Consider the following 663-nt stretch of genomic DNA (forward strand, 5'->3'; position numbering starts at 1 on the left):
GAGAAGCCCACCATGGTGGTGAGGATCATGTAGATGCTGGGGCGCATCATGTGGGCGGCGGTCTCGCGGATCAGCCATTTCTGGCTGGCGTCCGGGTTCTCTTCGTGCAGCTCGCGAAAGCGCACGGTGAGGTGAATGGTGATAGACATGGTGATGATCAGCAGCAGGGAAATATAGTTGCTGCTGATCACGGACACCTTCCAGTCCATCCAGCCCAGCCAGCCGGTGACTGTCAGGACGGTGACACCACAGCAGGCCAGCGGCACGATCACCCAGCGAGGGCGGCGGAAAATCAGGAACAGGGTGAGGATCAGGAAGACCAGCACGCCGACGCCGAACACTTTCAGGTCCGAGCGGATAAAGCGCACCAGGTCGGTGGTGATCATCGGCACGCCGCCCAGGAACAGGTTGGCGTCGTCCCGATAGCGGTCCATGATCTCACGCACCTGGTCGATTTCCCCGGCGGTGCGTTGCTGGATCTGGCTGCTGTAGTCACTGAAGGCGCGAGTGGCAGCTTCCAGTGCTTGCTGGCCTTGTTCGTTCAGTTCGCCGTTGCGTTGCTGGTCGCGCAGGTCGTTGCGTTTGTAGAGCAGGTCGTAATATTTCTGGTCGCGTTCGAAGCTCACCAATAGGGCGGTGGTGTTGCCGTCGTCACTGACCAAT

1 protein-coding gene is annotated in these 663 nt (G+C 59.9%); it reads right to left on the reverse strand.

The features are described 5' to 3' along the window. Window positions 1–663: MMPL family transporter (locus A3730_RS29315; protein ID WP_156501454.1), on the reverse strand; the 663-nt coding region annotated here is incomplete at both ends.

It is taken from the genome of Alcanivorax sp. HI0044, from assembly GCF_001634945.1.